This window comes from Vibrio sp. 2132-1 (assembly GCF_033344315.1).
Genome location: NZ_JAWPON010000585.1, coordinates 1 through 590 on the forward strand (window position 1 = coordinate 1; position 590 = coordinate 590).

General features: G+C 48.0%; 1 protein-coding gene. It reads right to left on the minus strand.

The genetic code is table 11. The annotated features are described in order from the left end of the window. Positions 1-310: type II toxin-antitoxin system RelE/ParE family toxin (locus R8N47_RS26795; protein WP_318186311.1), on the minus strand; the 310-nt coding region annotated here is incomplete at its 3' end. Positions 311-590 lie beyond the last annotated feature (280 nt).

A 590-nucleotide genomic window follows, 5' to 3' on the forward strand; every position in this document is an offset into this window, starting at 1 on the left:
GGTCTGCAATTGGGATCATTACTTCATAAAACCTTTTCTCGTCCCCGGTCTTGTTACCGGCGCAGAGAAGAATCCCCTTACGCTTTGGATCGAACGCAAAGAACGCTCTGATAGGATCTCCTTTGCTTTGGACCCGAAGCTCTTTCATGTTGCTGTAGGATGAACCGTTAACAGTATCCGCGTATGGCCTCGACAGCATGGGGCCTCTATCTCGCAGCACCATCATCGAAGCCAGCACGTTTGCTCTATCGGTATCATCCAGAGCATCGAACCACTCATCAAAGGTGTCGGTTGTCTCGATGACCCACATGATTTCTCCTTACTTAATATAGGTGCAATCCTATATAGATTCAAACCTATAATCAAGAAAAATCGGCGGCGATGGGGGCCGAAATGTCAGTAAGTAGTCATGTGACTAAAATAGGGGGTAGAATAAGCCTCGATATAGTCATGTGACTAAAAGGTGTCCTGAATGAACAACCTACCCCTACTGCTCGATGCAAGAGAAGCCATTGACTACTACCACCAGCATCCAGGCATGACTGATGCAGAAAAGGCCTATGTGGTCGCGTTCCTAAGCGGAGAGGGGC